Annotated in this window: 16 protein-coding genes and 1 pseudogene; 6 read left to right on the top strand and 11 right to left on the bottom strand. The window is 61.8% G+C overall.

Annotated elements, in window-relative coordinates:
- Positions 1 to 4: 4 nt before the first annotated feature.
- The 6 genes and pseudogenes from C8D99_RS05600 to C8D99_RS05580 form a co-directional block, all read right to left on the bottom strand.
- Positions 5 to 592: a hypothetical protein gene (locus C8D99_RS05600; RefSeq protein ID WP_133957140.1), complete on the bottom strand. Its 588-nt coding sequence runs from the start codon at positions 590 to 592 to the stop codon at positions 5 to 7.
- A gap of 214 nt (positions 593 to 806) precedes the next feature.
- A complete protein-coding gene (locus C8D99_RS05595) occupies positions 807 to 1853 on the bottom strand; it encodes a PDDEXK nuclease domain-containing protein (RefSeq protein WP_166670023.1) in 1047 nt (348 codons plus the stop codon).
- 36 nt (positions 1854 to 1889) lie between these two features.
- On the bottom strand, positions 1890 to 2270 hold the full coding sequence (locus C8D99_RS15750; protein ID WP_420808813.1) for a proton-conducting transporter transmembrane domain-containing protein: 381 nt from the start codon (positions 2268 to 2270) through the stop codon (positions 1890 to 1892).
- A gap of 52 nt (positions 2271 to 2322) precedes the next feature.
- Positions 2323 to 3297: pseudogene (locus C8D99_RS15745) on the bottom strand (complex I subunit 5 family protein); the annotation flags it as partial.
- A gap of 121 nt (positions 3298 to 3418) precedes the next feature.
- Positions 3419 to 4798: a complex I subunit 5 family protein gene (locus C8D99_RS05585; RefSeq protein WP_208321098.1), complete on the bottom strand. Its 1380-nt coding sequence runs from the start codon at positions 4796 to 4798 to the stop codon at positions 3419 to 3421.
- Between the two features lie 155 nt (positions 4799 to 4953).
- Entirely contained in the window at positions 4954 to 5430 is a 477-nt protein-coding gene (locus tag C8D99_RS05580; RefSeq protein ID WP_133957136.1) for a DinB family protein, read from the bottom strand.
- A gap of 237 nt (positions 5431 to 5667) precedes the next feature.
- Between C8D99_RS05580 and C8D99_RS05575 the strand changes: the two genes are divergently transcribed.
- The 4 genes from C8D99_RS05575 to C8D99_RS05560 are packed head-to-tail and all read left to right on the top strand — an operon-like array spanning position 5668 to position 10206.
- Positions 5668 to 6672, top strand: a complete 1005-nt coding sequence (locus C8D99_RS05575; protein ID WP_133957135.1) for an ABC transporter substrate-binding protein — start codon at positions 5668 to 5670, stop codon at positions 6670 to 6672.
- Entirely contained in the window at positions 6673 to 7614 is a 942-nt protein-coding gene (locus C8D99_RS05570; RefSeq protein WP_208321097.1) for a betaine/proline/choline family ABC transporter ATP-binding protein, read from the top strand.
- Complete coding sequence (locus tag C8D99_RS05565) at positions 7604 to 8455, top strand: ABC transporter permease (RefSeq protein ID WP_133957134.1); 852 nt, start codon at positions 7604 to 7606, stop codon at positions 8453 to 8455. Before C8D99_RS05570 ends, C8D99_RS05565 begins: the two co-directional genes overlap by 11 nt.
- Positions 8456 to 8463: 8 nt before the next feature.
- Positions 8464 to 10206 (top strand): choline/carnitine O-acyltransferase, encoded by a 1743-nt coding sequence (locus C8D99_RS05560; RefSeq protein WP_133957133.1) that lies wholly within the window; start codon positions 8464 to 8466, stop codon positions 10204 to 10206.
- Between the two features lie 125 nt (positions 10207 to 10331).
- On the opposite strand, the gene C8D99_RS05555 is transcribed toward C8D99_RS05560, so the two are convergent.
- Together C8D99_RS05555 and C8D99_RS05550 are read right to left on the bottom strand one after the other, a co-directional pair.
- Complete coding sequence (locus C8D99_RS05555; protein ID WP_243833839.1) at positions 10332 to 11483, bottom strand: iron-containing alcohol dehydrogenase; 1152 nt, start codon at positions 11481 to 11483, stop codon at positions 10332 to 10334.
- 26 nt (positions 11484 to 11509) lie between these two features.
- Entirely contained in the window at positions 11510 to 13339 is a 1830-nt protein-coding gene (locus C8D99_RS05550; protein WP_133957131.1) for a sensor domain-containing protein, read from the bottom strand.
- 201 nt (positions 13340 to 13540) lie between these two features.
- On the opposite strand from C8D99_RS05550, the gene C8D99_RS05545 reads away from it, so the two are divergent.
- The gene (locus C8D99_RS05545) at positions 13541 to 14827 is read left to right on the top strand and encodes an FAD-dependent oxidoreductase (RefSeq protein ID WP_166670021.1); all 1287 of its coding nucleotides are present in this window, start codon (positions 13541 to 13543) and stop codon (positions 14825 to 14827) included.
- A gap of 35 nt (positions 14828 to 14862) precedes the next feature.
- Here the strand turns inward: C8D99_RS05545 and C8D99_RS05540 are convergent, their stop codons facing one another.
- The 3 genes from C8D99_RS05540 to C8D99_RS05530 form a co-directional block, all read right to left on the bottom strand.
- Complete coding sequence (locus C8D99_RS05540) at positions 14863 to 16383, bottom strand: tripartite tricarboxylate transporter permease (RefSeq protein WP_133957129.1); 1521 nt, start codon at positions 16381 to 16383, stop codon at positions 14863 to 14865.
- Between the two features lie 13 nt (positions 16384 to 16396).
- Positions 16397 to 16861 carry a tripartite tricarboxylate transporter TctB family protein gene (locus C8D99_RS05535; RefSeq protein ID WP_133957128.1) on the bottom strand — a complete coding sequence of 155 codons (465 nt, stop codon included), beginning with the start codon at positions 16859 to 16861 and terminating at the stop codon, positions 16397 to 16399.
- A gap of 66 nt (positions 16862 to 16927) precedes the next feature.
- Complete coding sequence (locus tag C8D99_RS05530; protein WP_133957127.1) at positions 16928 to 17938, bottom strand: Bug family tripartite tricarboxylate transporter substrate binding protein; 1011 nt, start codon at positions 17936 to 17938, stop codon at positions 16928 to 16930.
- 490 nt (positions 17939 to 18428) lie between these two features.
- Between C8D99_RS05530 and C8D99_RS05525 the strand changes: the two genes are divergently transcribed.
- Positions 18429 to 21629 carry a clostripain-related cysteine peptidase gene (locus C8D99_RS05525; protein ID WP_133957126.1) on the top strand — a complete coding sequence of 1067 codons (3201 nt, stop codon included), beginning with the start codon at positions 18429 to 18431 and terminating at the stop codon, positions 21627 to 21629.
- Positions 21630 to 21685 lie beyond the last annotated feature (56 nt).

Below are 21685 nucleotides of genomic sequence, written 5' to 3'. Positions count from 1 at the left end.
GGAATCACGCCATCCCCACGGTCTTTTTCATCGCCTGGATGTAGTTGATGTTGGGCAGATCTTCCATTCCGAGTTCCCGCACCGTCTTCATGACCACCTCGGGGTCCTCGTGCTCCACGCAGATGGTCCTGAGGGCCACACCGTCGAATTCGGTCTCGGCGATCTCGGTGACCGCCCCGTTGATGACGTAGATATACCGCTTCTTCTTCACCTGGACGAGCCGGAGATTCTGGTTGGGACGGACGATCTCGTTCAGGAACTGGTCGAAGGTATATTCCTTCCGCCCGAAAATGGGCTCGGGGGCCTTGAAATAGCCGAAAACCTTCTTCAGGTCCTCCACGGAGATGGGAAAACCTGCCTTCAGCACAGGGAACCACTGTTCGAGACCGTCGGCGTTCACTTCCTGCAGGGACTTGATGTCAAGAAGGTCGTCCCGGACCTTCACGTTCTCGTCGCTGTTCTTCGAGAGCACGTACACTTCCCCGCTCTCCTTGAAATTGCCCTGTTCGTACGTCCGGATCCTTTCCTCCGGTTCGTCGAATCCCGCCCCGAAGGTCCTCCATTCCCACCGCGCAACTATCGGCTTTGCCATGTTATTCCCTCCATATTCTGATGAAAGTGTGGTGCAAAGAATAAAAAAAACCGGGGAAGCGGAGCTTCCCCGGTAGAAGGTACACCTGTTGCATGTATGTGGGGCAAAACACCCTGAACGCACTCATCAAGCGCGCAGAATATTCTGCTTTTTCAAGTTCCCCTGCGTCTCTACTATAGCCCCGATGAATTCGTTTTGTCAAGGCACGGGAATGTCATTCTTCCAGGAAGGGGTAGCGGGCCAGGATCTCGTCCCGCTCCCTTTCAAGCTCGGCGGCGATATCCTCCTCCAGGGGGAGCCTGGAGCGGTATCGCTGTTCCTGCCCGGCGGCCCCGGCAGGGAAGATATACCTCATCCGCCCGCCGTCCTTCCTCACCGAGAGGAGAAGCCCCGCCGGAGGATTCTCCGTCTCATCCTCCACCAGGCCGTCCTCCCTGATCTTCCGGAGGACACGCTCCATCCGTTGTTCATCCTCACGGGAAAAATCGCCGTACACCAGTTCCGCCGCGAGAAAGGCATGAAGGGGCCTGGAGTAGAAGAGGAGGTCGGTGAAAACCGCTTCTCCGTCGAGGACGGTTTCTCTCTGCCGTTCCACGAGATAGAGATCCTGCCCTTTCTCGAGGAAAAAAGTCTGCAGATGGTCGATGAGAGCCCGTTCGAGGACGGTTTCCGTGAGACGCTGCCTCTCGGGGACCCCGAGAAAGGCCTGGACATGAGGATCGGAGGCGAAATCCTCTGGGTAGGAGGGACCGTCGTCGCACTCCTCTCCCGTATCCGGGCACACCAGGGGGGTTCCGTTCCCGAGCTGCCGTTCCAGTTCGGATACGGACCACCGCTCCCGAAGAGTCATCCGCTCGGCCGCTTTTCTCTCCTCCTCCCCGGGAAGGGAAAGAAGGAGGCGGTAATGGGTCCAGCTGAGCCTGGGGTTAAGGGGCGGAAGCCCCGATTCCGCGAGCTCGTTTTTTTCATGGAAGCGGATAAGGGGAGGCCGGTGGGCGTATTCGCCGTAGAATGACCGGATGGCCGCGAGCTTCTTCGCGCTGAACGCCCTCCCGAATTCCGGCGCCAGCTCCGCCGACACGGCTTCGAGAAGGTCATCCGGGACATTCTCTCCTTCCCGTGCCTCCAGGAGAATTTTTCCCATCTCCCAGTAGGCCCTGAGCATCTCCGCGTTGACGGCCGTCATGGCCGTCCGCCGGGACTCAAGAAGAACTTCCTGCAATGGTGACACGAGTTCCCGCAGTTCCTTTTTTTCGGTCATGGGCGAGATCAACCTCCTTGCCATGGATATACACCGTCAGGGGACCGGCCTGCCCAGGACGTTCCCGATGTAGGCGTCCGGGACCAGGGCCGACGTTCCCGCCGAAACAAACTGCTCCCGCAGCCCGGGAACGAGATAGAGGAGCGCGAGGAGCACCGCTGAAGCGCCGAGGGCAAGGAGTAGCCTTCCCCCGGGGAATGGGGCTCCCGACTTCTTTGCGGAGACTTCGGGCCGTGACGGACCGTACAGCACGAAGAAAAGAGGAACATAATAGAGGCACGAGAGGACTGTACCCGCAGCCACCGCCAGGGCCGCAACCCAGGCCCCCCGCTCCGCCGCCGCCAGGAGAATCATCCACTTGCTCCAGAAGCCGCCCAGGGGAGGAATGCCCGCCAGAGACGCCGCCAGGAGGGCCATGGCTCCCGTTTCCCGGGGATGGCGTGACGCTGCCCCCCCCGAAGGAACGCCAGTTCCTGCTCCCCGAAAGGGAATACAGCCCGCCGGCACCGAGGAAGAGCCCCATTTTCGCCGCCCCGTGGTTGAGCGCGTGAAGAAGGGCTCCGCCGATGCCCAGGGGAGAAGCGCACCCTGCGCCGATCAGAAGGTACCCCATGTGGGCCACCGTGGACCACGCCAGGAGGCGCTTCACGTCATGCTGTCGCTGGGCGGACAGGTGCCCCGCCGCGAGGGAGAGAACACCGAGAGCCAGAAGGATGTCGGGAACCGAAAAGAAGCCGGACCCTGCCGGAAAAAGAAGGAACACGATCCGCAGCAGGGCGTAGAAAGAGGCCTTCACCACCACTCCGGACAGAATCATGCTCACCCCTGTGGACGCGGACGAATGAGCGTCGGGAAGCCAGAAATGAAAGGGAAACATTCCCATTTTAAGTCCGAGCCCTGTCAGGAGGCACGCGGCGGCGGCGGCGGCCGCACCCCTGGGAACGCTCTCCATGGCGGAGGAAAGAAGGGCGAGGTTCAGCGTTCCGCTCCCCATGTAGAGCAGCGCCGTTCCCATAAGAAGGAACAGGGCCCCCACGGTGCCGAGGACGAGGTATTTCAGCCCCGCCTCGAGGCCTTCCCGGGTCATGGCGGCTCCTGCCAGCACATAGGCCGATACGGCCAGGATCTCAAAAAAAACGTACATGTTGAAGAGGTCGCCCGTGACGAGAATTCCGTTGAGCGCTCCCCAGAGAATAAAGAACAACCCGCAGAAGCGGCGGTTCTCCCTCCGGAAGGGGAAAAACACTGTCCAGGCGGAAGCCGCCCCCCCCAGGGAGGAAACGAGAAGGAAAACGGAAGAGAGCCTGTCGGTGACGAGGATAATTCCAAGCTCGGCGGCCCACCCCCCCACATGGAGCACCCGCACCGCGTTCCAGCCGGAGAAGGAAGCCCCGAGGGCAGCCGCTGCGGTGACGACAGCGGAAATCCTTATCCAGCCCTCCATCCTTTCCGGAACGAAATAGTCCAGCACCTGCAGCACGAACGCCGCCGCCAGGGGGACGACAATCGGCCAGAGCATCCAGTAGTCAGAAAAGATCATGAGATCATCCTTCCCCCGCCCGTCCTCAGAACAGAAGGACCGCCAGCAGCAGGGCCGCGGAAACCGCGGCCAGAAGATATTCCCGGAGGTTGCCCCCCTGGAGGCGCCGGAACGGGAGCACCGCTCGGGCAAAAAACGCGGGCAGGCGGTCCGTCAGACGGTCCGCATCCGGCAGCTCCCCGAGTGTCCCCAGCCTCTTCCGGAAAAGAAAAAAGAGCGCCGCACCAGCACAGAACACCCCGAGGCTCTCCGCCAGCTTCCCCGCGGAGAACAGCTCCTGCTCTCCCCCGCCGAGCAGCCTCCCCAACACGCCGGGGAACAGCCCCAGCACCACCACGGGCACCGACAGCAGAACCATACCGAGCACCATCCAACCGCTCTCGCTCACGGACCGTCCACCGGCGCTCCTCTTTCCGGGGCCGAAGGCATAGTACCCCATCTTGCAGAAGGACATCACCGTTCCCCCGTTCGCCACGGCCAGCGCAATCCCCGCAAGGGGCCAGCTGCCGAGCGGCTCCTTCACGAAAATCTTGCTCCCGTACCCCACCGTCCCCGGAAGACCCATGATGGCCGCCGCCGACAGCCAGAACAGCCAACGGGTCCAGCGAAGCTCCCGCCCCCGCCCTTCCAGCAGGCCGAGGTCCCGGGTGCCGAAGGACTTCTCCAGCGACCCCGCACACAGAAACAGGCACCCCTTGAACAGCCCGTGGGCAAGGGAATGGTACACCGCTCCCGCCGCTCCTCCCGCTCCCGCAGACGCCATCACGTACCCCAGCTGGCTCACGGTGCTGTAGGCAAGAAGCCGCTTCACATCGGACTGGAGCGTGGCCTGAAGAGCGCCCCAGAGCGCCATGACGGCCCCGGCGGCCACGAGGCCCGGGGACGGCACGCCGCCGAGGGCCGTCAGGATGCCGAAGGCTCCCGTCTTCACCGCCACCCCCGACAGCAGGGCGCTCACAGGCGCAGGCGCCCTCCCGTGGGTCTCCGGAAGCCAGAAGTGCAGACCCGGCAGCGCCGTCTTCACACCCAGGCCCAGGATGAACAGAAGGCGGACATCCCCTTCCACCGGGCCGAAGGCAAGGCCGCCCCCCGCGCCGGCGATCCCTCCCAGAAGAAGGGCCGCCCCCGCAAGCTGGGCCGTGAGGTACCGGAAGGCCGTCCGGGGCTCCTTCCGGGCCGTGAGGAAGAACAGGGCGGCGGTGGACAGCTCGAGGAAAACGAGGTAGCCGAGCCAGGAGGCGGAGAAGAGGCACCCAAGGACCGTGAGGAGGAAGACGGCGGTCCAGGAAGAGTAAAAGCGGCGGTCTTCAGGAGAGGAAAAGTACCCGGCGGACGCCAGAACAGAGGCCCCCGACACGAGGACCGCCAGAAAGGCCGAGAACAGACCTGTCCGGGGCGAAGACAAACAATGGGGCCGGCACCATACTCCTCCTCTCCGTACACTTTCGTGCTCCTGCGGGCCGCAGGAAAAACCCCGGTCCTGCAGGACCGGGGTTCATCATACCATGACGGGTCTGCCCTCCGGAACCGGTCTCCCCGTCCGTCAGGGACCGTCAGGGATCAGTAGACTCCCTTCAGGCCATGCTCCCGGAGCACCGAATCGAGGCACCCCACGTGGTACATGTTGTGGCCGCACAGGGAGGCAAAAACCGCACCGTTGCATGTTTCCGCCTTCTTCCGGGCCGTCATTCCCTCATGCCTGAGCCCCAGGGACTCGTCGTCGAGGGCGGCAATCCACTCGTCCGCCTTTTTCCTCATGACTGCGCCGAATTCTCTCACAGTCTCCTTCGAAGGAGCTACCGGAGGCACCTCGCTGAACATGGCCACAGCCCGTCCGAAAGGTTCTTCCACCATCTCCCCTTCGGGGGGGAGAAGGAAATAGTCCACGCAGAAGAACGCATGGTACACCTGCTGCCAATAAAAGAATCCGCCGCCCTTCCTGTTCCAGAGGTCGTCCGGGCATTCGTCGATCTGCCTGAACAGGAAGTCCATCCCCCGGTCAAAATATCCCTTCATACCGTTCACCACGTTTCGCATAGCTCAGCCCCCTTTTGGATAGTAGGTGAGGATAAGTATACCCCCTGCCGGGGCCTGCGCCCACAGGGGGAGGGTGGATATACAATACAGAATTATCTATCTTGACAAATTGTGCGCCTTGAGTTTTAATCAGATAATACATGTTCACCCCGAGGGGAAACACTTCATTTTTCTTCGCGGATGTCCATTTCCTTTACCGGCATCCAACGCAAAAAATTCCTACCAGGAGGTGTTTGCATGAAAATGCGAACCACTATTGCGCTTGTTCTTGCAGTCCTATGCCTGTTTACCGCCTTTCCGGGAACGGCGGCAGCCCGCCCCGTGACGCTGGTCGACTTCAGCTGGGACAGCGTCCAGATCCACAACCGCATTGCGGCCTACATCATCGAGAAAGGATTCGGCAAAGAGACTGACTTCATCTTCGCCGAGTCCCTTCCGGGAATGATGGGCATCGAGCGGGGAGACGCCGACTTTTCCATGGAAGGCTGGGTTGACAACATTCTCGAGTTCTGGGATAAAGCCACGGCCAGCGGAAAAATGGTGAGCCTCGGAACGAATTTCCCCGACGCCCCCCAGGGATGGTACGTTCCCACCTACATGATCAAGGGAGACGAAGCCCGGGGTATCAAGCCGGTCGCTCCCGACCTCAAGTCCGTTGCCGACCTTCCGAAATACTGGGAGCTCTTCAAGGACCCCGAGAACCCGAAGAAGGGGCGCCTTCTCAACGGACCGGCAGGCTGGAAGGTCACGTCCATCAACGAGATGAAGATCAGGGGCTACGGCCTGGACAAGCATTACGATGCCTTTTCCGCAGGCTCCGAAACCGCCCTCTCCACCGCCATCAAGAGGGCCTACGACCGGGGCCAGCCCGTCCTGGCCTATTACTGGGAGCCCACGTGGGTCATGGGGCTTCTTGACATGACCATGCTCGAAGAGCCCCCCTACGATGAAAAGCTCTGGAACGACGAGAACCTGTACGCCTGCGCCATTCCGTCGGTGCGTGTGCTCATCGTCGCCAATGCGAAGTTCGCGGAGGCCAACCCCGACATCGCGGCATTCCTGAAAAACTACAGCACAACCCTCGAGCAGAACAACAAGGTCCTCGGCTTCATGTTCGAGACGAAGGCGGATACGCGGCAGGCCGCCGTCTGGTTCCTGAAAAATTTCGAGGATGTCTGGACATCCTGGGTTTCCTCCGACGTGGCTGAAAAAGTGACCGCGGCGCTGAAGGAGGAGAAATAGTTGGACGCCCCGCAGCAGGCGGACGCCGCATCCGGCGTTTCCGGGGGCGGAACCGCAGCGGAGGCCATTCTTATCCGCGACCTCTGGAAAATCTATACCCGTAAGAAGGGCCTGACCGTTTCTTCTTCGGACGTGGAGAACGAGGAGCGTGTGGAGGAGCTTGACAGGGGAGAAGACGCCGTGGTGGCGATGAAAAACGTGTCACTGGAAATCAGGCAGGGAGAGACGTTCATCATCATGGGGCTCTCCGGCAGCGGCAAATCGACCCTTATCCGGTGCCTGCTCCGTCTCGTGGAACCAACCTCCGGCGAAATCATCATCAACGGCGAGAACGTGACGGCGATGAACAAACGGCAGCTCGTCAATTTCCGCAGGGAAAAAATCGCCATGGTCTTCCAGCATTATGGCCTGCTGCCCCACCGCACGGTTCTGCAGAACGTCACCTTCGGCCTGAAGCTCAGGGGAGAAGAAAAGGAATGCAGGATGGGAAAAGCAGCGGACGCTATCGAAAAGGTCGGGCTCAAGGGATGGGAGAAATACTACCCGGCGTCCCTGAGCGGCGGCATGCGCCAGAGGGTGGGTATCGCCCGGGCTCTCGTCATGGACGCGCCCATCCTGCTCATGGACGAGCCGTTCAGCGGGCTCGACCCCCTCATCCGGCGGGAGCTGCAGGACGAGATGATCCATCTTCAGAAGGTTATGCACAAGACCATCTTTTTCGTGACCCATGACCTTTCCGAGGCGCTCCGCATGGGAGACCGCATGGCCATCATGAAAAAAGGAGAGATCGTCCAGGTCGGGTCTCCCGACGAGGTCATCGCGAACCCGGCAGATGATTATGTCATGCGGTTCGTCAGCGACGAACGGGAGCAGATGAGGCGGGCCGAAGAGGTCCTGGCCAGAAGCAGGGCGGGGAAGGAGGGAGCATCCCATGTTTCCTGAAGCTTTCCGGTACCACGTGGCCGGGGCGGTGAATGAATTCATTAACAATCTCATCGAGGCCTACTCCCCCGTCTTCGATTCCATTTCCGACGGGATACTCTCGTTCCTCCTCGGAGTCAACTCGATTCTCACGTTCATCCCGTGGTGGGCCTACATAGCGGGCGTCTTTCTGCTGAGCTGGTATTCGTCGAAAAAACTCATTTCCTCCGTGATTCTGGCATCCCTGCCCTTCGTCATCGGCATGTTCGGTCTCTGGGCAATGGCCGTCGAAAGCCTTTCGGTGATCATCACCGCCGTTCTTATGGCATTGATCATCGGGCTGCCCCTCGGCGTGCTCATGGCGGAGCTGCGGCCCGTCGCCGCCGTTCTCCGTCCCCTTCTGGACGGAATGCAGACCATGCCGAGCTTTGTCTACCTCATACCGGCAATGATGCTTTTCGGACTGGGCAAGGTCCCCGCTGTTCTCGCCACCCTTATCTACGCCCTTCCTCCCGTGATCAGGCTGACCGCCCTCGGGCTGAACCAGGTTCCCAAGCCCGTGGAGGAGGCTGCCCTGGCCTACGGCGCCACGCGCTGGCAGCTCATCAGGGAAGTGCGCCTTCCCCTTGCCATGCCGAGCATCCTGGCAGGAGTGAACCAGACCACCATGATGGCCCTGGCCATGGTCGTCATCTCGTCCATGATCGGTGCCCGGGGCCTGGGACAGGAAGTCCTGCTCTCCATCAACCGCATCGACGTGGGCAGGGGATTCGAAGCGGGCATGAGCGTGGTGTTCCTGGCCATTGTCATCGACCGTCTCACTCAGAACATGGCCAAGCGGTGGGAACCGCCCAAGAGGTAACCTTCTCCATGGCTGAAAAATATCCGGAAACATCCGGCACGTTTGCTTTCCAGGGGAGCCTTCCCAGGCTCCCTGTTCTTCCTCTTGAGGAAACCCTCCCGAAATTTTTGGACTGGACGGCTCCCCTTCTTGACGAACAGGGCCGGCATGAGACGGCGGAGTCAGCCCGGGCCTTTCTCGCTCCCGGCGGGGCGGGCAGAAAGCTCCAGCGCCGCCTGGAGGAGTGGTCCGAAGAGACGCCGGAAAGCTGGCTCTCGGACTTCTGGCTCCGGACCTATCTCGAATCCCCCGCCCCCCTTGTGATCAACAGCAATGTCTTTTCCCTGTTGGACCTTCCGCCTCTCCTCAGCCCGTCCCCCCGCTCCCGGAGGGCAGCATGGCTGATCTCCGCCGCACTCTCCCTGAAAAAAAGCATCGACAGCGAAACCCTCCCTCCCGATACCGACCGGGGAACGCCTCTGTGCATGAGCCAGTACAGAAATCTGTTCGGCACCACGAGAATTGCCGGTCTCTCCGGCGACGAACTCGCCACGCGGCCGGACAGCCGCCACATCACCGTCCTGTGCGGGGGAGGGGCATGGTCGCTGGACGTCCTCTCTCCGGAGGGGAACGAGGCATCCCATGAAAGCCTCGCCGTCCGTCTCGATGAAATTGCCGCTTCCCCGCGGCCCGGCGGGGAGATCGGCCTCGGCACATCACTCCCCCGGAGGGATTGGGGGGCTCTCAGGGAAACGATCGCCTCCATCTGTCCGGAGAACCGCGGGAACCTGGAGAGAATAGAGTCGGCCCTCTTTGTCCTCTGTCTCGACCCGGAAACCCCGCCCTCTCTCCAGGGGAAGGGGCTTCACTATCTCTCCGGAGGAGGAGCGAACCGATGGTATGACAAGTCTTTCCAGATCATCGTCGATGAAAGGGGAGAAGCGGGCCTGAACTTCGAGCACTCCGGCCTGGACGGCTCCCAGCACGCGCTTCTTGCATCCGTCATTCTCAGGTCCGGCGGGACGGGCGGATATGGGAAATGGCAGGCTCTTTCCGCCCTGCCGCTGCCCTTTCACCTTTCCGAAGAAGCCGTCCGGCATCTCGAAGAAGCCGGACAGGCCCTCCACTGCCTGCGGAAGAACACTACGCTGGCCGTCCTTGAATTCTCAGCCTTCGGACGGGAGAAAATCAAGGGCCTCGGGATGAGTCCCGACGCATTCTGCCAGGTGGCCATGCAGACATCGGTCTTCGGCCTGTACGGAAGATTCCTGAACGCCTATGAAGCGGTGATGACCCGGCAGTTTCTCCTGGGCCGCACCGAGGCCATGCGCCCAGTCACGGCGGAAGCGGCCGCCTTCGCGCACAGGCGGACCGCGGAAGCCCTGAAGGCCGCCTCAAGGGCCCACAGTGAACGGGTCTCGGAATGCCGGGACGGGCGGGGAGTGGACCGCCACCTCTTCGGCCTCCGGAAGATGATGGAACGCTTCGGCCGGGAGATAGGAGTTCACGAACCGCCGGCCCTCTTTTCCTCGCCCGGATACGCCGTTCTTTCCAGGAACATGGTCTCCACGAGCACGGGCCCCACTGAGGCATTCCGCATCTACGGTTACGGCCCGTCGGACGACGAGGGGTTCGGCGTCCGTTACCTGATGTTCCCCCACAAGCTGGTCTTCACCATGACAAGCCGAACCTCCCTGGAGCCGCTCCTGCTCGCTTTCCGGGACAAGCTGGCCGAAAACATGGAGGAGATGGCGGCCCTTCTCGAGCAATAAAAAAGCGAAGGCGGGAACTGCCCGTTCTCCCTTCGCTTTTCTGTTTCCTTTTCCTGTCCGCCTTCAAAACAGCCTTTCTCCGCGGAAACCCGGATTTTCAGCAGGCCGGCACGGCGGACCCCTCCTTATGCGGAGGTCAGTTTTTTGAGGATCCCGACATAGTCGGCCTTCGTGAGGATCTTCGGGTTGTCCGGATTCGACGAGTTGGCCTCCGATTTCGCGGCGATCTCGTCGAAATCCTCCTCTTTGATGCCGAAAACCGAAAGAGAGGGCAGCTCAAGATCTATGGCCATCCGCTTCACTTCTTCCACGGCCTTTTCCGCCCCCTCCCGGGGAGTGGAGAAGGACAGGCCGAGGCAGGCGGCCACCCTGGCGTACCGGTCCACGCAGGCATCCATGGAAAATTCCATTACGGCCGGAAGGGCGATGGAGTTGCAGGCTCCGTGAGGAGCGTCGTACAGTGCGCCCAGAGCCTCGGCGAGGCAGTGGACCGCCGCCACGTCGGAATGGCTGAAGGCCACCCCGGCGAGGAGGCTCCCGAGGAGCATTCCCTCCCTGGCCTCCATGTCGGAGCCGTCCTTCCAGGCCCTGCGAAGATACTTCCCGATAAGCTCCATGGCCACAATGGCAGGAGCGTCGGAGAAGGGCGTGGCGGCCCGGCAGGTATAGGCTTCGATGGCGTGGGTCAGGGCGTCCATTCCCGTGAATGCGGTGAGGTTCTTCGGCATGGTGGCCGTCATTTCCGGGTCGGCCAGGGCCACTTTCGGGGCCAGCAGGGGACTCTTGACGGTGAACTTGAATTTCGCCGCCGTGTCCGTGATGACGGAGCCGAAGGTCAGCTCGCTCGCCGTTCCGGCAGTAGTCGGCACGGCAATGATGGGAAGGGGAAGGACGGAGGTTTTGAAGCGTCCCTCGTACTCCCTGACCTTGCCCCCCGCCGCGGCCACGATGGCCACGGCCTTGGCACAGTCGATGGGGCTGCCTCCGCCCACCGCCACGAGACAGTCCGCCCCCGATTTGGACACTGCGGCAGCCGCGGCATGGACATTCCGGTCTTTCGGGTTGGGTTCCACATCGAGAAACAGGTCCCAGGGAACGGAAGCATGGTCAAGGCTCTCCGTGACGCGGTCGAGCAGTCCAGCCCTCCGGACCCCTTCGTCGGAGATAAGCAGAACCCGCGTGCCGCCGATCCTTCCGACCTCTTCCCCTGTGCGGAGCGCCACCCCACGGCCGAACTCCACCCTGGTGGGCATTTCATAGCTGAATGACGGAAACATGTTCTTCATCCTTTCTTCCGGCAAGTTTATCCGTTGACGGAACAGGGTAACCCCGCCCAGTGGCGCCAGGTGTTCTTCCCCGCCCGCTTTGCCTCGTACATGGCCATGTCGGCCCTCTTCATGAGTGTCTGCGCATCGCCGCCGTCCTCCGGAAAGAGGCAGATCCCCATACTCCCGGAAATGGTGAACTCCCGTCCCTCGATGATGAACGGCGCGGAGAGCGTTTCCAGAATCCGGGCCGCCACGGCTTCCACCTCGGCCCGGTCCTCCACCAGGGGGAAAAGAAAGGCAAATTCGTCCCCCCCGATCCTGGCCAGGGTGTCCGTATCCCTGAGCGTCCGCCGCATCCTTTCTGCGGCGCTTACAAGCAGCATATCTCCCGCCGAATGCCCCAGGGCGTCGTTCACTTTCTTGAAATTATCCAGGTCGAGAAAAGTAACCCCGATTTTTTTCCCGCACCGCCTGGCCTCGGCCATGGCCATCTCGAGACGGTCATTGAACAGGGACCTGTTGGCCAGGTCGGTGAGCGCGTCGTGAGTGGCCTGGTGGAAGATGATCTTTTCAGCATTCTTCCTTTCAGTGATGTCCGTGTGGGTGCCGATCACCCGGAGCGGCTTCCCGTCTCCGTCCCGCTCCACCACTTTCCCCATGCCGAGAATCCACGCCCACTCCCCGTTCTTCCGCTTCATCCGGAACTCGGCAGTACAGACGTCCAGATTCTTCTCATGGGTAAGTTCAATCTGCCGGAAGGTCCCTTCTGCGTCGTCCGGATGGATCAGCCTCTTCCATTCCTCCAGGGAATTCCGGACCTCGTGGTCTTCGTAGCCAAGCAAAGCCTTCCACTGTTTCGAAAAAAAGATATCGCCGGTCCGGACGTCGAGATCCCAGACCCCCGCCCCCGATCCTTCCAGGGCGAACTTCCAGCGGGCTTCACTCTCCCTGAGGGCTTCTTCCGCGTCCTTCACGGCGGAAATGTCCATGTTGCCCCCCACGATGCCCACGATCTCTCCCCGGCTGTTCCGGATGGGTCCCTTGTATGATTTCAGCCACATCAGCCTGCCGTGACCATCAGTCACCCGGCGCTCAAGGTCCATCTTCGTCTCCCCTGTCCGGAGAATTTCCCGGTCTTCCCGGAAGACCAGCTCGGCCAGCTCCGGGCCGAAGACCTCATGGGGGCCCTTTCCCAGGATGTCCTCCCTGGGCTTGTTCACGAAATCTGCGAAAGCCTCGTTGACCTGGAGGAACCGTGAAGAATGATCCTTGAGGACGAGGGGCACGGGGATGGTGGCAAAGATCTGCTCCTGGAGTTCCAGCTGGTCCTTCAGCCTCTCCTCGAGGTCCTTCCTCTCCGTCACATCCGCGAGGAACCCGTGCCACAGAAGGCTGCCCTCGGGCTCCTCCGTCGGTGACGCCGTCCCCTCGACGAAAAACCGGCGGCGCTCAGGAAGTTCGAGACGGAACTCACACCTCCAGGTGCTCTTCTTTTCCATGGCTTCATCGAAAGACCGGACAACCCCTGGAAGGTCGCCGGGAGAGACGTTCCGGAAAAAAGCATCCCTGTCCACCGGGGCATTGTCTGGGCTAAAACCGAAATAGGAAGCAAGGGTTCCTCCAATGCAGGCGATAAGATCTTTGCCGGAGGGAGCCCGCCTCACCTGGAAGAGCAACCCGTGCAGGTTGGCGGACAGGCTTTCGATCCACCGGTCTTTCATTATTCTCTGGGAGATACCCCGGAGAGCCGCGGGGCAGAAAGCTTCATCCCCGTCCTGGACACCGTTTCCGGGGGCAAAGGCTCCGGTCCCGTTCGGGGGACTTCCTTCGGTTGGGGGGTGTTTTTCCTGCGGCATTTTCGCCATGGCGCATTCGCCTCCTGCAAAGGTATGGCAACGCTCATGCTCTCTCACAATCTGTTATCATAGTACAAAATGCCGTTTCATGGAATCATTTTTCTTATGAAACAGAAACTTTTCTCTCTTTTTCCGCCTTTGCCGGACCCCTCGTTCCCCTGAGCCGGGCGGCATGCAGGAAAACACTTTTCACAGAACGGAGTGATGCCCGTGAAAACAGTTTCCTCCACCCTGTCCTGCGATATTCTCGTTCTCGGCGGCGGTTCCGCCGGTGCGGCGGCGGCATGGTCCGCGTCGGCCCCCGGAATTTCCGTCGTCCTGGCGGAAAAAACCGGACGTCTCGGCGGAACGGCCACCAACGGACTGGTGAGTACCCTCTGCGGGTGCTACTCTTCCCTCGGTGAACGGCGAAAAATCTCCGGCGGCGCCAGGGACGCCCTCGCCCGGGAACTGAAGGCCCTCGGAGGACTGGACGAGGGGGTGAACCGGGATACCCACAGGAGCGACATCTGCGACCCCGAGCTTCTTGCCTGCGCCCTCGACAGGATGGTTCTCCGCAGAGGAACGGAACTGCATCTTTCCACTCTCGTCACCGGGGCCTCCTTCGACGGCGAAAGGCTCCTGTCCGTCGAAACGGTCAACACCGAGTCAGGCACCCGGGTGGTCATCCTTCCCAAGATCGCCGTGGATGTCACGGGAAAGGCCCTTCTTGCCCCCTTCGCCCCCTCCGGCGCCGTCCTTTCCCCGGAAGGGGGGAAACTCCAGGCCGGGACCATGGTGTTCCGCATGGACAGCGTGGACGGAAAAACGGCCAGGGCCGTCAGCAAGGATCAGATCGCTTCGCTCATGGCTGAAGCCCGGGCGAAGGGGGACATCACCCAGGAGCGGGGCAACGGCGTTCTCACTGTCCTTCCCGGCGGAACGGCCGCCATAGTGAACGCCAACTGGGTGAAGGCGGATCCCTCGGTTCCCCTGGACGTCACTGCGGGACTGACCGGCGGAAGGGACAAGGTCCTGGAAAACGCCCGGTTTTTCCGGAAATACGTTCCGGGGTTCGAAAGGGCCGTCCTGTCCTGCATCGCCCCCGCCCTAGGCGTCAGGGAAGCCTCCAGGACGGAATGCGCCTACACTCTCACTGAAGAGGACATCATGGAGGGGCGGCTCTTTGCCGACGCCGTCTGCGTTGGCTCCTGGCCCATGGAGTACCACGACTGGGAACGGAACCGCCTCGTCTACCGGTGGAGCGGAAAGGACTACACCATCCCCTACCGCTCTCTCCTCCCCAGGGGAATGGACAATGTCCTCGCCGCGGGGAGGAACATCTCCGTCACCTCCGGGGCTTACGCCTCTTCCCGGGTCATGGGCCAGTGCCTCGCCACAGGCCACGCCGCCGGGACCGCGGCCCGGCTCGCCCTCCGCTCCGGCAGTCTCCTCCGGGATCTGGACCGGGATCTTCTCCGGAAGACCCTGCTGGACGAAGGAGCCATTCTGGAATAAATCAGGGCCCCGGCCGGGGCCCTGATTTATTCCCGTCACCTGCCCGATCCGAAGACCGAAAGAAGGCGGGAGGCCGCCGCACCGATCCGTTCCTTCACCGCCGGAACGGCGGCGAGGACGGAAAAAGCCACCATGAGAGAAAGCACCACTGTGGAGGGACGGCCGAACAGCTCCAGAAAAACGCTGTCCCCGGCCATTGCCATGTTCACCGCCCTCCGGAGGTTCGAGTCCATCATCTCCCCAAGGACGAGTCCGAGCACCAGCGGTGCGGCCGGATACCCCCTGCTTCTCATCAGGAAACCCGCAAGACCGAAGCAGAACATAAGCCCTACGTCGAACATGCTCGAGTTCACCGCATAGGTTCCCACAACGCAGAGCACCGTCACCAGGGGCATGAGGATCCGCTTGGGTACCAGGACGATCCCCGAGAGGCGGGGAACCACCGTCATGCCCAGCACGAGCATGGCGATACAGGCGAGAAATCCTGCGGCGAGCACCACGGAAAACAGTTCCGGCGTCCGGACGAACAGAAGGGGTCCCGGCTGGAGGCCGTGGACGTAGAATGCCGCCAGGATGACCGCCGTGACGGCGTCCCCGGGAACCGCCAGGGTGAGCATGGGGATGAGGGCTCCGCCGATGCAGGCGTTGTTGGCAGCCTCGCTGGCGATGACCCCCTCCACCGCTCCCTCCCCGAAGGGCCGGGTAGGATTCTTCACAGACTTCCGGGCCTGGTCGTAGGCGATGATGGAGGCCACCGGCCCCCCCGCCCCGGGAAGGGCGCCGATGAAGGTCCCTATGACCGAGGACCGGAGCGACAGGGGCAGGTACCTGATCATCTCCCGGAATGAATACCGCATCCTGCCCGCCTGTGCGGCAATGGCGTTCATGGTCCCCCTGGCGACCTGGTCGAGCACCTCGGCAAAGCCGAAAAGGCCGATCAGGGCGGCGATGAGGGGAATGCCCCCCTGCAGGTCGGTCAGGCCGAAGGAATACCTGGCCGCACCGGAAAAGGGGTCGATGCCCACCATGCTCAGCAGCAGGCCCAGAAGCGCGCAGATGCCCCCCTTGAGGTAATTCTTCGCCGTGAGCGTCCCGATGGTGGTGAGGCCGAAAAGGGCCAGGAGAAAGTAGTCCATGGCGGAAAAGGAGAGGGCAAAAGCCGTCACCGGACGGGCGACGAACATGAGCACCAGGAAGCCGAACACGCTCCCCACGAAGGAATGGAACGTGGCCGCCCACAGGGCCAGGGCCGCTTCCCCCTTCCGGGCCATGGGGTACCCGTCGAGGGTGGTGACCACCGAGGAGGGGGCTCCGGGAATATTGATCAGGATGGCGGAAACCGCCCCTGCGTAGACCCCTGACACGAACACTCCGAGAATGACGGCGAGGGCGTTCTTCACCGTCCAGGTGAAGGTTATGGAGACCAGCAGGGCCGTGGCCATGGTGACGGAGAGCCCGGGAATGGCGCCTACAAAGAGCCCGGCGAAGGCCCCCGCGAAGATCAGCATCACGAAGGTGAAGTCCGCCTGGGAAACCATGGAGAGGATGAGATCCATTGCCGCGGTCCCCCTAGGGAAGAAGCACGTTCAGCCCGTGGCGGAACAGCAGGTATATCACCGCCGGGGAAACGAGGGACAGGGCAGCGACAGCCCGGAGGCGCCGCTCACCGACAAGAAGGCAGAACAGGGCGAGGAACACGGCGCTCGCCGGCAGGAAGCCCGCCCGGGGCAGCGCCAGGGCATAGAGGAGGCACAGGAGAAAGGTCAGGGATGCACGCATGGCGGAAACAGGGGCTCCCCCGTTCAGGGAAGGACCTTCGTTCCCGGCACGGATCCTGAGGAGGGCCTGGCCGATGAGCGCAGCGGAGAGGAAGGCAAGCCCCCCTGAAAGGATCAGGGGGAAAAGGGCAGGTGAAAGGCTCCACTGACCGCCGTCGTGGACGGCGATCCCCTGCAGGCCGAAAAGGGCGGCCACGGCGAGAAAAAAGACCCCGTGCCGGATATTCCCGGCCCAGGGAGAGCGGGCATTGGACATGTTTTCCTTCCTTTCAGGGAACAGGGGTCCCTCCTTCCGAAGGGACCCCGAAGCGAACCTTTGACGCTACGGCCTGGGGATGCCGAACTCCTCGGGGCTCTTCTTGGCCACCCCGGCGTCCTGGAGCACCCACCCGACCACGGAAGCCCAGTTATCCCAGTAGGAGAGCATATCCTGCCCCCTCACCGAATCGAGCCCCACGTACCAGTTGTTTTCGAGGAACTCCTTCCACTTCGGGTCCGCCACGGCCTTCGAGGCCGCTTCAGCGACCTTCGCCGTCACGTCTGCCGGCGTCCCCTTCTTCACCATGAGGCAGTTGGGGTAATCCAGGGGCAGGAAGGACTCCATCTCCGGGATGGCCTCGGTGATGGGAGGAAGCTCGGGCAGGTAGACGCTTCTGTTCCTGTCGAACACTGCCAGGGCCCGGAGCTTGCCGGAGGCGATATAATCCTTCACCGTCCCGATGTTGGGGGATGTGAAGTCCACCTGCCCCCCGAGCACCGCCAGGAGAGCGTTGTTGCCGCCGCCGAAGGGCGTGGCGGAAAAGTCCAGGGCACCCTTCTGCATCATCAGGAGAGCCTGGACGTGGCCGCTCGCCCCGGCGCCGCTGTAGGAGAACCGCACCTTGCCGGGCCGGGCCCGGATATCCTTCACCAGGTCCGCGAGGGTCTGGTAGGGAGACTCCGGAGCCACGGCGATGATCTTTTCGGAATGGGACAGCAGCATTATGGGCTCGAAATCATGGAACGAAAGCCTGCTCACATCCATGATGCGGAACGTGGCCGGCGTCTCCGCCGAAAAGACGATAGTATAGCCGTCGGCAGGCCTTGCGTAGGCGTACTCGGTGCCTATGGCACCCGAAGCTCCCGGTCGGTTGAGGATCACCACGGGAACGCCCAGGTACTTCTCGAACAGGGGGGCGAATACCCGGGCGGCCACGTCGGTCACCCCGCCCGCACCCCAGGGCACCACGAGGGTCACGCCCTTGGACGGATACCCATCGGCAAAGGCGGCCGGCGCAAGGAGGGCAGACAGAACCAGGCAGGCAAGAACGGCACATTTCCATTGTTTCAGCATTACACCACGTCCCTTCATTGTATTCCCGTCATTTTTCCGGCGGACTTTTCCCCGCCCGCTACGATGCTTCCGCCGGAACCGTGGCAGGCAGGGAAGAACCCGGCCTCCGGGCCGGGATAATAGAGGGGATTATACCATCCATGGACTCCTTTGCAAATGCACTCTGATGAAGCGATGGCCGGAAGGACCGGACCGCCGGGAGTTCCCGTCATCCCGGGCTTCCGTAGAGCCCTTTATATTTACAAATATTTTACAACTTTCTTGTTGAAATATTTTTGCTCATGTGCCACCATTACGCCAAACCGGTTGTGTTCTTTACCGGAGCAGGGGGGAATTTTTCCTGCGGGGAAAACAGGCTCCGGGACATGACCAGGAGGAGGTGGTATTTCAACATCTGCGGCGGCACCCGTTCCGCTGCCCGGGTGGACATACCGGGTTTTTCCCGGGCAGAGCGCACCGTTTCCACATCATTTCAAAGAAGGTGAAAAAGATGAAAGGAAAATGGAAAAATCTGCTCTTCCTGCCGTCGCTGCTCCTCCTGTTCGCCTCCTTCTTCTGCCCGGCAGTTTCCCCCTCCTCCGCCGAAACGACCCCTCCTCCGCAGCAGGCCGCGGCGGCCCCCCTCTCTCCGGGAACTTTCGGAGAACCGGTTCTCTCGAACGAGAGAGAATGGACCATCATCGCCTACTTCAACGGCGACAACAACCTTGAAAGCTTCGCCCTCAGCGATATGAAGGAGCTGGAGGCCGGATACCCGGGCCCCGGCGTGGAGGTAATCGTTCTCCTGGACCGCTCGAAGGAATTCAGCACCGCCATGGGCGACTGGACCGGCGCCCGGGCCTACCGGGTGAAGCAATCAGTCCGGGGCGACGAAATCGATTCCCAGCTCCTCGCCGACTGCGGAGAACTGAACCTCGGGGACCCTGCGGTTCTCGAAGGATTCATCCGTGAATCCCTCCGGGCCTTCCCTGCGAAGAAGACAGCCCTCTTCATGTGGGATCACGGTTCAGGCTGGATCAACATGGCCAACGACGACGACGCCCCCGGGGCCGCAGGCGGTACCGACGAGATCACCCTCGCCGAGTTCCGGGACGTCCTGAACAGTGCGGCATCAATTCTTCCGGGAGGAAAGCTGGATCTTCTCTTCTTCGACATGTGCCTCATGGGCCAGGCGGAAACCCTGGCGGCATGCGCTCCCTTCGCCTCCTGGATGGTCGGGGCCGCCCCGACGATTCCCGGCGTGGGCATGGACTACACCAAGGGACTGCCCCTCTTCGGCGCCGGGAAAAGCACCGCCGAGATTGCGGCGGAACTCGTCAGGACAGGGGTTCGGGGGTTCAGGGATCACGGGCGGAAGGACGGGGCCTACACGGCCTTCGACCTGTCGAAGACGGACGCCTTCCTGGCGGCTTTCGCCGCGTTTTCCCGGAAGCTGGAAGAGCGAATCCCCGCCGAGTGGGCGAACATCACCCGGACCATCTTCTACGCCCAGAACTACGGAGGTCGCGGAGACTACCTCCGGGACGACAGCGCCCTGTCGAGCATTGACCTGAGAGACTGGCTGGCCCGGCTGGGAAAAACCATGGCCAATCCCCCCGCCCCGGAGATCGCCGCCCTGGAGAAGACCATCGCCGAACTGATCATCGCGTCGGAGAAGGGTCCCATGCTCGTCTTCAGCAACGGGCTTTCCATTTACGCCCCCCTGAGGGAGAACAACCTGCGGAGCGGCTACTCCGAGTTGGACTTCAACGGGAAGACGGGATGGGTCTCCACCCTGACAGCCCTCTACCGGAAGCAGAAAGAGGACGGCATGACCCCGCCCAGAGTGGCCTCCATCGAGTTCGGCACGCCGAAGCTCCGCCAGGGGGTCACCCAGCCCAGGGGAGGGAAGGACTTCGATCTCGACCCGCTGACGGAGGTCATTCCCCTGTCCGCCAACCTCCCCAGGAGCAGCTACGTCAAGCTGACCATCGAAGGACGAGCCATCCTCTGGGGCTATGCCGGGTTCGCCTACGCCGACAATCCCCAGGGTGACTACACCATAGTCTCCGACGCCATCCTGCTTGACGAAAAGCTCGATCCGGAGGGAAGCAAGAAACGGCAGGAAGAAGCTGCGAACATCTCCGACGCCATGACACCCGTTTTCCAGGACGGCAGGAGCGAGCTGCTCTACCAGGTCGGGGGACTCATCCACAGAGTTGCCAACGGAAAGACGAGCGTCCCGGTCACCGCCCGGTACAGGGACGTGTCCGACCTGTTCCACTTCACCATCGACGGCACCTATTCCGACCCGGGCACACGGGGAGACATTCCCGTGGAGCTGGTGGTGGACACCCAGACCTACGGCATCGTGGCCATGACCTCCGTGGTGTTCACGGAAAACGGTGTGGCCATCACAGACGTGACACCGAAACCGGAAGGGGTTTTCAAGCCTTCCATCATCAAATTCGGATCTGACGGCAAGGTGAAGATAGTTCCGGGAGAAGCCATCCGCTGGGAGGAAGGCCTCGACGTCATCCTGGAAATGATTCCCGCCGGAAAGACGCTTCGGATCATCGGTCAGGCCGAGTCCATCGGCGGAGCGGGAACCAGCCTGGTAAGCCCTCCCGTCACCGTGGGAGCCAATCCCGAGATCACCCCCAGGCTTGACGAAACTCACAGGCTCGGGACGGGGAAACTCCCCGGAAAATATGCGACATTCACCGCCGTGGCCCAGCGGAACGGACAGGGCATGATCATGGCCCCGGCCGGAAACGTGCTCACCATCAGTCCGGCCGGAAAAAACCCGAACGTATTCCCGGCAAAGGCAGAGGTCTTCGGAGAGAAACCTTCGGAATTCGCCCTCCTGTGGGAACCCAGGGGGCTGCCCATCCTGACCGCCTATGAAAAGGAGGAGCCCGACGGCGAATATGAACCTTCGGAGCGCCGGTTCGCCGTTCTCGCCATGGAGGGGACCAGCTATTTCTGGACCACCTTCGACAGTTACACCATGGCGAAGACCATCATGATGCCCCTTGACGAAATCAACTTCCCGGCCGGCTACATGGACGGAAGCTGGAAAGGAGACGACGGCAGCGCCCTTGAAATGAACAGGGGTACGGCGGTCTACACCACTGAAAAGGGAGCGAAAATCCAGGGAAAGACGGCCGTGAAAGACAACCTTCTTACCATCACCCCGCCGGCAGGGGCTCCCGTGTACATCTATTTCGGTTTCAACCAGCCCTCGGACGCACTGGTGGCCACCTTCACCGACAGCGGAACCGCCGTGGTCTACAAGCGCGCTGCCGGCCAGCCTCCGGTTCCTCAGCCGCCAGTTCCCCAGCCGCCAGTTCCCCAGCCGCCCGTTCCTCAGCCGCCCGTTCCCCAGCCGCCCGTTCCTCAGCCGCCCGTTCCCCAGCCGCCGGTTCCTCCAGTTCCTCCGGTTCAGTACATCAACCTCACGGGGGTGTGGGGAACGATTCTCAATGGACAGCAGGTGGTGATGCAGATCCAGGGGAACCAGTATCAGTCGTGGATGAACGGAATTCCCTTCGAGGCCGGCATGTTTCAGATCCAGGGAAACATGATGTACGGCCAGAACCAGATGGGGATGCCCTTCAACTATTATTTCCAGCTCGGCCCGGGAGGGCTCACCTTCACCATCACCGACGCGGTGACGGGAATGATGGTCATGTACCAGCGCATGCAGTGACGGAAACAGCAAGAGCGGGACGGGAGAATTCTCCCGTCCCGCTCTCTTTTTCTGTT

Origin of the sequence: Aminivibrio pyruvatiphilus, from assembly GCF_004366815.1 — a bacterium.
Lineage (GTDB): Bacteria > Synergistota > Synergistia > Synergistales > Aminobacteriaceae > Aminivibrio > Aminivibrio pyruvatiphilus.
The sequence above is the reverse complement of the archived record's forward strand: the minus strand, read 5'-3'. Positions and strand labels throughout refer to the sequence as shown.

Excerpts from the sequence above, each read along its gene's own strand:
- C8D99_RS05555 (WP_243833839.1), bottom strand. The coding sequence starts at position 11,483 with ATGTTTCCGTCATTCAGCTATGAAATGCCCACCAGGGTGGAGTTCGGC.
- C8D99_RS05565 (WP_133957134.1), top strand. The coding sequence starts at position 7,604 with ATGTTTCCTGAAGCTTTCCGGTACCACGTGGCCGGGGCGGTGAATGAA.
- C8D99_RS05595 (WP_166670023.1), bottom strand. The coding sequence starts at position 1,853 with ATGACCGAAAAAAAGGAACTGCGGGAACTCGTGTCACCATTGCAGGAA.
- C8D99_RS05560 (WP_133957133.1), top strand. The coding sequence starts at position 8,464 with ATGGCTGAAAAATATCCGGAAACATCCGGCACGTTTGCTTTCCAGGGG.
- C8D99_RS05550 (WP_133957131.1), bottom strand. The coding sequence starts at position 13,339 with ATGGCGAAAATGCCGCAGGAAAAACACCCCCCAACCGAAGGAAGTCCC.
- C8D99_RS05530 (WP_133957127.1), bottom strand. The coding sequence starts at position 17,938 with ATGCTGAAACAATGGAAATGTGCCGTTCTTGCCTGCCTGGTTCTGTCT.
- C8D99_RS05580 (WP_133957136.1), bottom strand. The coding sequence starts at position 5,430 with ATGCGAAACGTGGTGAACGGTATGAAGGGATATTTTGACCGGGGGATG.
- C8D99_RS15750 (WP_420808813.1), bottom strand. The coding sequence starts at position 2,270 with ATGGCCCTCCTGGCGGCGTCTCTGGCGGGCATTCCTCCCCTGGGCGGC.
- C8D99_RS05525 (WP_133957126.1), top strand. The coding sequence starts at position 18,429 with ATGAAAGGAAAATGGAAAAATCTGCTCTTCCTGCCGTCGCTGCTCCTC.
- C8D99_RS05540 (WP_133957129.1), bottom strand. The coding sequence starts at position 16,383 with ATGGATCTCATCCTCTCCATGGTTTCCCAGGCGGACTTCACCTTCGTG.
- C8D99_RS05575 (WP_133957135.1), top strand. The coding sequence starts at position 5,668 with ATGAAAATGCGAACCACTATTGCGCTTGTTCTTGCAGTCCTATGCCTG.
- C8D99_RS05535 (WP_133957128.1), bottom strand. The coding sequence starts at position 16,861 with ATGTCCAATGCCCGCTCTCCCTGGGCCGGGAATATCCGGCACGGGGTC.
- C8D99_RS05600 (WP_133957140.1), bottom strand. The coding sequence starts at position 592 with ATGGCAAAGCCGATAGTTGCGCGGTGGGAATGGAGGACCTTCGGGGCG.